Here is an 8,754-nt window from a genome sequence, read left to right as displayed (position 1 = left end):
GTGTACCGACGGTTCGAATGTGGCTTTCACCCTGACCTATTCAGGCGTGGATGTGGACCTGTTCGGTGGCCAGACCATCGAACAGGGCGTCCACCGGTTTGTGAGCCAGAACGACGAGGGCACGGGGGGCGTCGGTTGTCCAGGTATCGAGGTTCACGGCCAGCCGCCGGGCGAGGTCCGCCTCCAGCCCGGCAAAGGGCTCGTCCATAATCAGGATCTCTGGCTTTGCCAGCAGGGCGCGGGCAAGACCGATGCGGCGCAACTCTCCACCGGAGAACGGCAGATTGCCTTCGCCGAACATAACGTCCAAGCCTTCGGGCCGGGCGGCAACAAACGTGTCAGCGCAGGCGATGCGCAGGGCGTTCCGGATTTCATCCTCGGTTGCGTCCGGCGCAGCGAGACGCATCTGGTCAGTCAGTGTGCCGGGCAGGAACGCGGGAAATTGCGGGCTGATCGCGACATGGGCCAGAACGCTTGCGATGCGTGTGCTCTCTGCCGGGATGCCATTATAGGACAGCATGCCGGGTGAAACAGGATGCAGCCGCATCATCGCTTCGGCCACGGTTGTTTTGCCGCTGCCGGACGGTCCGACCAGCTGCACCAGTTTTCCGGGCGAGATGGTGAAGCTCAAGGGGCCAATCATCGGCGCATTGGACGCCGCCTGAGCCATCAGGCCATTTGCCGAAACCGGAAACAGGCTGTCCAGCGAGGACGCCGATTCCAGGGGGGGATCCCAACTGGCTTCAGCCGGTTGCAGGCGGGCGGCAAGTCGCTCGGCTGCCACACTGGAGCGGGCGCGGGCATCAAAGACTTTCAACATCGCACCCGTGGATTCAAAGGCCGCCATCAGGGCGAGCGCTGCGCCGGTGGCCATCGCGATGCTGGATTGCGCCTCGGCGGCTCGCCACAGGACCAGCAGCGCCAGTGCAAGGCCAGCGGTAGCCGTGACTGCGCCGAGATTGCGGTAGGGCGCTTCAATCGCGTCGCGGCCGGAGACCTGTTGTTCCAGTGCCGCCTGCGCCACGCGCGTCTCACGGCCCATCGCCCCGAGAATATCGAGTTCTATTGCATTTTCGACAAGGCGGGAGGTTTGCTCCCGCGCCAGTTCCGCTTGCCGCGAATGCGCGTCGGCTGCGCGGTGGGAGCGTTGAACAGCCATGGCCGGGAAGGCCCAGCCTGTGCACAGAAAAGCGGCCAATGCCAGAAGACCGCTGATCCAGTCGCTCGCAAAGACAAAGCCAAGCGCAACGGCTATGCCGGCGATCACCGCGGCCGCCGGGCTGTAGACACGAAGGAAGCCAGCCTCTGCTGCGTCGACGTCATCGATCAGCATGCTGAGGTCCCGTGCGGGCATGGAGGTGAAGCCGCGCTGGGTCGACGCGCTGGCCGCGAATAGCTGAGGCCGGAGGACGGCCGACAGGCTGAGTGTCGCATCATGGCCAATCAGCTGTTCGCCATAGCGGGTGAGGACGCGCGAGAAGGCTGCGCCGCGCACGCCTGCGCTGGGGTAGAGATGGTTGAAGACATATCCTGCCCCGGCAGAGCCTGCGATGGCGGCTGCGGTCAGGAACCAGCCGGACAGACCGAGCAGGACGATGCTCGACGCGCCTGCAAGGCCCGACAGGAGCAAAGCGAGGCCAAAGCGGATTTTTCCGGGCCGGCCGAGTAGACGCCAGAGCTTCAGCATCCCGTTTCCTCCAGCGTGCGTTGTGGCTGCAACCATATCACTTCGTCAGACGCGGCGATCAGGGCGTCCGAATGGCTGGCCACAAGGAGTGTGCGGCCCGTCGCTAGGTCTCTCAGCTTGCGTAGAAAGTCTTCCTGGGCATCCGGGTCCAGGTGCGCTGTCGGCTCGTCGAGCAGGAGAACAGGCGCGTTACGCAGAAGCGCGCGGGCGAGGGCTATCCGCTGGCGCTGGCCGCCCGACAGCCCGGCACCGAAACGGGCGAGGTTTTGCTCCAGTCCGCCACGATGCGCGTCTGCAAAGTCGAGAATGCCTGCCTGCCGCGCTGCGTCCTCGATCTCGTCCGCTCCGGCATCAGGCCGGGCAATGGCGATGTTCTCCCGGATTGTGCCCTCCATCAGCCAAGGCGTCTGGCCGATATAGGCGATGGAGTCTGCTAGGCTTTCGCCGGGTTGCAACGTCTGCCCATCCACACGTATCTCACCGCCCGTCAGCCGGGCCCGGCCAATCAGCGCGAGGAGGGCGGTCGACTTACCGGATCCGGATGGCCCGGCAAGCGTGGTCACCTGTCCGGGGCGGGCTGTGAAGGACAGGTCTGAGACGGCTGTTTTGCCATTGCCCCAGCCAAGGGCTGTCTGGTCGAATGTGATGACCGGTGCGTTTTCGAGCGGCGGCAGTTTTGTCACCGGGAAATCGCTGCGATGGGCCAGCCACTCTGACAGCATGCCAGCGGCGGCGCTGGCATCCGCGCGATCATGGTGCAGGCTCGAGAGCTTGCGGATGGGGCTGAAGAATTCGGGCGCCAGGATCAGGGCGGTCAGGCCTTCGGCCAAAGTCAGAGTTTCGCCTGTGCCGAACGGGAAGACGCCCAGCAATTTGAACCCGATATAGACCGCGACCAGCGCGATGGAGACCGACGCGAAGAATTCCAGCACGGCCGTCGACAGAAAGGCGACGCGCAGGATGGCCATGGTGCGGTCGCGCAGCTGTTCGGAAGCGTCCTTGAGACTGTCCGTCTCACGGCGGATCGCGCGAAACGCCCGGATCAGGCCGGACTGCGCCGCGCGTGCCTGGAAGGCGCCGGACAGATCATCCAGTGCGGCCTGTTGGGCCTTGGCGCGGGCGGCGGTCTCGCTGGCGGTCAGCCAGATGAACACCGGCAGGACCATGACCGACACGACCAGAAGGACGGCGGACAGCCAGCTCTGGGTCGCGACGGCAATCAGGATGATCACGGGCCCGGTGACGGCGAGGCGCATGCCGGGCAGCCACCGTGCGGCATACCCTTCGAGTTTTGCCGTGCGGTCGATGATCTGTGCTGTGCGGGTGCCAGCGTCAGCGCCGCCAAGCCAACCGGCCCCGGCCTTTGACAAGGTTTCGAAAATCTCCGCCCGGGCGGCATTCACCATCCTTTGTCCCGCGCGAGCGAGAAGAAGGTCTCCCAGCCAGCTCGATATGCCTCGGACCAGCACGCCCACAGCGGCGACCGGCAGACCCGGACCGGCTGGCTGGCCAGCGGCGATGGCAGCAACGCTGTGGCCGATGCCCCAGGCGATGGCGATCCATCCCGCCATAGCCAGAATCTGGCAGGCAAGGCCCAGACTGACCGCGCGCTGCGATGCGCCTGCCCAGAGCCGGAGCGCACTGCGCGTCCGCATTTTTTCAGAATTTTCAGTGTCTTCCGGCATATTCAGTAATTATGACTTATAAGTGTTATATTGCATGCGACTTTTTGCGCTATCGTTTGTTTAGGTTGGCAGGCATAAATCTGCCGACATGAAGACGAGAGACCGCAGTATCATGTGGTCAGGAGACAACCATGCCTGAACTATTAGTCGCTGACCTGTCGCGCTGGCAATTTGCGCTGACAGCCATGTACCATTTCCTATTCGTGCCACTGACGCTGGGGCTTTCCATGCTGTTGGTGGTCATGGAAGGCGCTTATGTGATGACCGGCAAGGAGGTGTGGCGACGCACCACCAAGTTCTGGGGCACCCTGTTCGGAATTAATTTCGTTCTCGGCGTCGCCACCGGCATTACTATGGAATTCCAGTTCGGGATGAACTGGTCCTATTATTCGCACTATGTGGGCGACATCTTTGGTGCCCCGCTGGCGATTGAAGGCCTGATGGCCTTTTTCCTTGAAGCGACGCTTGTCGGCCTGATGTTCTTCGGTTGGGACAAGCTGTCCCGTCCGGCCCACTGGCTCGTTACCTTCCTCGTGGCGCTGGGCTCGAACCTGTCTGCCCTGTGGATCCTGATCGCCAATGGCTGGATGCAGAACCCGGCTGGGTCCGAGTTCAATCCGGACACGATGCGGATGGAAGTCACTAACTTCATGGAAGTGCTTTTCAATCCGGTCGCGCAGGCCAAGTTCGTCCACACGGTCAGCGCCGGTTATGTGACGGCATCGGTTTTCGTGCTCGGTATTTCTGCCTGGTATGTTCTGAAGAACCGGCACCTTGGTCTTGCGAAACGCTCAATGGCGGTCGCGGCCAGCTTCGGGCTTCTGTCAGCCCTGTCGGTCGTCGTCCTTGGGGACGAAAGCGGGTATGCGCTGACGGATCACCAGAAGATGAAGCTCGCTGCCCTGGAAGCCATGTGGGAAACAGAGCCTGCGCCAGCAGGCCTGACCCTTATCGGCATTCCGAATGAGAAAGAGCACCGGACCGAATACGCCATTCACGTCCCGTATGTGCTCGGCCTGATCGCGACCCGCTCGCTGGACGGTGAAGTTGAAGGTATCCTGCCACTGGTCGCAGTTGCGGAAGACAGGATCGAAAACGGGATCCGTGCCTACACGGCTGTGGAAGCGTTGAACGAGAACCCGAACGACGTCGAAGCGCGCGAGCAATTCGAACAGACCAAGACGGATCTTGGCTATGCCATGCTCCTGAAACGGTATGTCGATGATCCGGCAACCGCTGATCGCGCGACGATCGAGAAAGCTGCCATGGACACTGTTCCGAATGTGATGATGACATTCTTCTCGTTCCGCATCATGGCCGGGCTCGGTTTCCTGTTCATCGCAATGTTCGCCCTCGCCTTCTATTTTGTGAGCCTGAAGCGGGATGTGCCGCGCTGGTTCCTATATCTGGCACTCTTTGCCATTCCGTTGCCCTGGATTGCGGCGGAGCTTGGCTGGGTTCTTGCTGAAGTCGGACGCCAGCCTTGGGTCATCGACGGTGTGTTGCCGACCTTCATGGGGGTCTCCGGCCTGACGGTGACGCAGGTCATCATGACCATGGCCGGCTTCACACTGCTCTATGGCACGCTGGCGGTGATCGAGATCTCGCTGATGATCCGTGCCGTCAAGCTCGGCCCAGGCGCTCGCATCCTGCCTAAGGGTGTGGGTGGGGGTGGCCCTGACACTCACAATGAACCCGTGCCGGCCCGTCCGCGCACCATCCAATTTGACAAATAGGAGGACAGGACAATGGAACTTCCTCTCGACTATGCAACGCTGAAAGTCCTCTGGTGGGGCCTCGTCGGCGTACTGCTTATCGGTTACGCCCTGACAGACGGATATGATCTTGGTGTCGCGTCGCTGCTGCCCTTCGTAGCAAAGAACGACAAGGAAAGGCGTCTCGTCATCAACTCAATTGGCCCGATGTGGGAAGGCCACCAGGTGTGGCTGATCACGGCCGGTGGCGCCTTGTTCGCAGCCTGGCCCTCTGTATATGCGGTCAGTTTCTCCGGCTTCTATCTCGCCATGTTCGTGGTGCTGGCCGCGCTGATCCTGAGACCCGTGGGGTTCAAGTACCGGTCAAAACGGGAAAGTGCCGCCTGGCGCCGCTCCTGGGACTGGGCGCTGTTCGTCGGCGGCTTCGTTCCTGCCCTGATCTTCGGCGTGGCACTCGGCAATGTTCTGCAGGGGGTCCCGTTCGATATCGACCGCACGCTGCGGGCGACGTATACGGGCGGCCTGCTGGGCTTGCTGAATCCGTTTGCCTTGCTATGCGGCCTCGCTTCGGTGGCGATGCTTGTCATGCACGGGGCGTCTTGGTTGGTCGTGAAGATCGAGCATGGGCCTGTGTTGGACCGGGCAGCGAAGTTCGGCCAGATTGCCGCGCTGCTGGTCATCGTCTTCTACGCAGCAGCTGGAGTCTGGCTCGCCATGGCGGGCATGGGTTACCGCATCGTGACGGACATTGATCCGAACGGCGTGGCCAATCCTCTGCGCAAGGAGGTCGTTGTGGAAGCGGGGGCCTGGCTCACCAATTACGGCAAGTATCCGTGGATGATCCTCGCACCGGCACTCGGCTTCATCGGGGCCATTCTGGCCTTCTTTGGCCTCCGGAGCAAAGCGGCGCTATCGTTGATCGGGTCTGGCCTTGCCGCAACTGGTATTGTTGCGTCGGTGGGGACCTCAATGTTCCCCTTCATCCTGCCCAGCTCAATCAACCCGAACGCCAGCCTGACGGTATGGGACAGCTCATCCAGCCATCTCACCCTGTTCATCATGCTGATCGTAACGGTGATCTTTGTCCCAATTATTCTGGCCTACACAGCCTGGGTGTACAAAGTCCTCTGGGGTCGTCTGACCACAGAGGAGGCAAACGCCGCCGGCACGTACTAAGCGGAAGGAAAACGATATGTGGTATTTCAGCTGGATTCTTGGCCTCGGCCTCGCGCTGACCTTCGGCATTCTCAATGCCATGTGGAACGAAGTGTTCATGGGCGAAGCAGGTGAGAACGATCTGGAGATCGATTGATGCGCGGATTTCTGGTCGCGTGTGCAGCTTTGGTGCTGCCGGCGTGTGCAGCGGTTGCTGACACGCCGCCAGCCGCGGCGGCAGCGGATGCTGGCCATGCGATGCTCACCGTCCTGACCAGCGCCGATGCAGAAACGCAATTGATGGCCCTGGTGCTGACGAAGGCGGCGATGGCGAAAGGCGTGACACCGCAGATTCTGTTGTGCAGTGCTGCGGGCGATCTCGCCCTTAAATCGCCGCCGCCGGAAGCTCTGGCACCGCTTCAGCCGAAGGGCGCAAGTCCGGCTGGCCTGTTGCGGTCCCTGAAGGCCGAAGGCGTGAAGGTCGACGTGTGTGCCATCTACCTCCCCAACCGCCCCTTCGGCGCAGAGGCGCTGGAAGACGGGATAGGCGTGGCCACGCCCCCCGATATTGCGTCTGTTTTCACGGCAGAGGGCGCGACCGTTCTGAGCTTCTGAAAGGAGTGCTGCAGACATGAACAAGACGCTGGCAGTCTTTGGCTGGATCTTTTTCGGACTGATCATGGGTGTCGGCCTGATGCGGTTTATTTCCACGCATCAAGAGCTCGATGAACTGGCGACCGAAACGGCCCGTCCGGAACGTACGGCCGATGGCCGGATTGCGCTCTATTATACGGCGGAAGACCGGATGCATATCAGTGATGAAATGCTTGGTTTCCTGCAGGGGCTGCAGACGATCAGCGGTGCCATTGCGGAAGAAGACCGGGAAACGATCCGCGATGCGGCGGGGGCCTTGAGGCGTGGCAATGGCCAGGGGCAGGCCGTGCAACTGAAGAGCCCGGAAGGTTTCCGCGTGCTCGGTCGGTCGCTTCGTCAGGATTTCGGCACCATGTCGGATATGGCAATGACAGCAGACATGGACGAGCTCCAGCTGGTCGTCAGCGATGCCATGGGAAAGTGTGTCGCCTGCCATGGCAGCTACAAGGCGGTTGAAGTCGAAGACCCGGCAGCCGATTAGTCGCTCGTCTCCAGGGCCTCGCGATTGCTTTCAAGCCGTTCCAGCAAGACCGGTCCGTTTGCAACAATGTCTGCAAGGGTAACCTTGTCCAGTTCGGCAAAGAAGGCCCGAAGGCCCGCGCGGAACAGCGTACTCAACTTGCAGACGCCAATCAGCGGGCAGGTATTGGTCGTTGGATTGAAGCACTCAACGATTTCCGTATCGCCTTCCGTGTGGCGAACCACTTCACCAATGATTATGCGTTCGGGCGGGCGGCCGAGACGGACACCGCCGGTGCGGCCGCGAACATTCTCAAGATAGCCAAGCTGGCCCAGTTGGCGGGCCGCTTTCAGAAGGTGCGCCTTGGAAATCCCGTGCGAGTTGGCGACATCCTGAATACGCACCAGCTGGTCAGGGTGCAGGGCACAATACATCAGCGTCCGGAGTGCATAGTTCGTGTAGGCTGTCAGTCGCACGTTGTCAGTTTCCTCTTGGATGTCCCATCCCCGGACTTTTAATTTTGCCACATAAAAGTGGCAAAATTGTTGACACTATTCTGTTGTGGATACGATATTTGTCAATCCAAAAATTTGGAAGCCCTCTTTTCCGGGGGGACGAAACCGCAGCGGTGGGTAGACATAAATACATATATATTCAACGTAATGTGGTATTTCTGTCCTGGGATTGAAACCACTGTCGCATAAAAATGTTCTATGGTTGGCATCGGGACAATGAGTTTAAAAAGTGTTATATGAAATAACACATTGCATTCAGGAAGCGACCTGAGCGACAAGCCGGGCTAAAGCCTGAAACTCATTATCTGAACGAACAAAAGGATTTTATGCCATGTCATTGCGTATCGGGGCATTGTCCGCGGAATCGGCCTTGAGGTGATCTATCCAGGTGTTTAGCGTCAGGAAATGACAAAATCACCGTTCCGCTACTTCAAGACGTCACCTGAATAATCGCGGAGAGAACTCACACTTACCATTTCGACGATGGGAGCGCGCTATGTCCCGTTTCCGGCGTATGCGAAGTTTGCAGAAGTTCGTGTCGACCCACTCCTCAGTATACAATCACTTCAATCATCTAAGGAATATCGAGAGCAGGGCCAGGTTCAAATCGCTTCGTGACACCGCTCTTCGCGAATGGCGCGACCTTCTCGTCGCCTAAGACCTGCAGGTCCGCGAAAAATGGAGACTGGTTTGCGTTGGACTGACGCCACCTCCGGCCTGATGTTTCGGGTATTTCACTCCATTTCGGAGCGCTGTGATATGTGCGTCGGAACAGGGTTTTCCGGGAAACGGTCGCAGGTTTGGATACGGTTTAACGGGGCCGTTGACGCTGTTTCGCGGGCGGGCTGGGTCAACGTAGACCGAATGGGGTTCGTTCGCTCCG

General features: G+C 60.3%; 8 protein-coding genes and 1 pseudogene. 6 read left to right on the top strand and 3 right to left on the bottom strand.

Going from position 1 to position 8,754, the window contains the following annotated elements; translation table 11 throughout:
* Window positions 1-40: 40 nt before the first annotated feature.
* Window positions 41-1,687 carry an ATP-binding cassette domain-containing protein gene (locus HY29_RS15270; protein WP_034798514.1) on the bottom strand — a complete coding sequence of 549 codons (1,647 nt, stop codon included), beginning with the start codon at window positions 1,685-1,687 and terminating at the stop codon, window positions 41-43.
* Window positions 1,681-3,342: a thiol reductant ABC exporter subunit CydD gene (gene cydD / locus HY29_RS15265; RefSeq protein ID WP_034798516.1), complete on the bottom strand. Its 1,662-nt coding sequence runs from the start codon at window positions 3,340-3,342 to the stop codon at window positions 1,681-1,683. The genes HY29_RS15270 and cydD overlap by 7 nt, the downstream gene beginning before the upstream one ends.
* A 161-nt stretch (window positions 3,343-3,503) precedes the next feature.
* Here cydD and HY29_RS15260 point away from each other — a divergent pair, with 161 nt between their 5' ends.
* From HY29_RS15260 to HY29_RS15240, 5 genes are read left to right on the top strand one after another with little or no spacing between them, the layout of a single operon-like run.
* Entirely contained in the window at window positions 3,504-5,108 is a 1,605-nt protein-coding gene (locus HY29_RS15260; RefSeq protein ID WP_051601602.1) for a cytochrome ubiquinol oxidase subunit I, read from the top strand.
* Window positions 5,109-5,120: 12 nt separating this feature from the next.
* Window positions 5,121-6,263, top strand: a complete 1,143-nt coding sequence (gene cydB, locus HY29_RS15255) for a cytochrome d ubiquinol oxidase subunit II (protein WP_034798513.1) — start codon at window positions 5,121-5,123, stop codon at window positions 6,261-6,263.
* Window positions 6,264-6,279: 16 nt separating this feature from the next.
* Window positions 6,280-6,399 (top strand): cytochrome bd-I oxidase subunit CydX, encoded by a 120-nt coding sequence (cydX, locus tag HY29_RS15250; protein ID WP_034798512.1) that lies wholly within the window; start codon window positions 6,280-6,282, stop codon window positions 6,397-6,399.
* A complete protein-coding gene (locus HY29_RS15245) occupies window positions 6,399-6,857 on the top strand; it encodes a DsrE family protein (protein WP_034798511.1) in 459 nt (152 codons plus the stop codon). The genes cydX and HY29_RS15245 overlap by 1 nt, the downstream gene beginning before the upstream one ends.
* Window positions 6,858-6,873: 16 nt before the next feature.
* The gene (locus tag HY29_RS15240) at window positions 6,874-7,377 is read left to right on the top strand and encodes a Smg family protein (protein WP_034798510.1); all 504 of its coding nucleotides are present in this window, start codon (window positions 6,874-6,876) and stop codon (window positions 7,375-7,377) included.
* Here the strand turns inward: HY29_RS15240 and HY29_RS15235 are convergent.
* On the bottom strand, window positions 7,374-7,832 hold the full coding sequence (locus HY29_RS15235) for an Rrf2 family transcriptional regulator (protein ID WP_034798509.1): 459 nt from the start codon (window positions 7,830-7,832) through the stop codon (window positions 7,374-7,376). The genes HY29_RS15240 and HY29_RS15235 overlap by 4 nt on opposite strands.
* Before the next feature lie 475 nt (window positions 7,833-8,307).
* Here HY29_RS15235 and HY29_RS18975 point away from each other — a divergent pair.
* Window positions 8,308-8,529: pseudogene (locus HY29_RS18975) on the top strand (DDE-type integrase/transposase/recombinase); the annotation flags it as partial.
* Window positions 8,530-8,754: the final 225 nt, after the last annotated feature.

The sequence above is a fragment of the Hyphomonas beringensis genome (genome assembly GCF_000682755.1).
Taxonomy (GTDB): Bacteria; Pseudomonadota; Alphaproteobacteria; order Caulobacterales; family Hyphomonadaceae; genus Hyphomonas; species Hyphomonas beringensis.
This window is presented reverse-complemented; position numbering and strand designations above follow the sequence as displayed.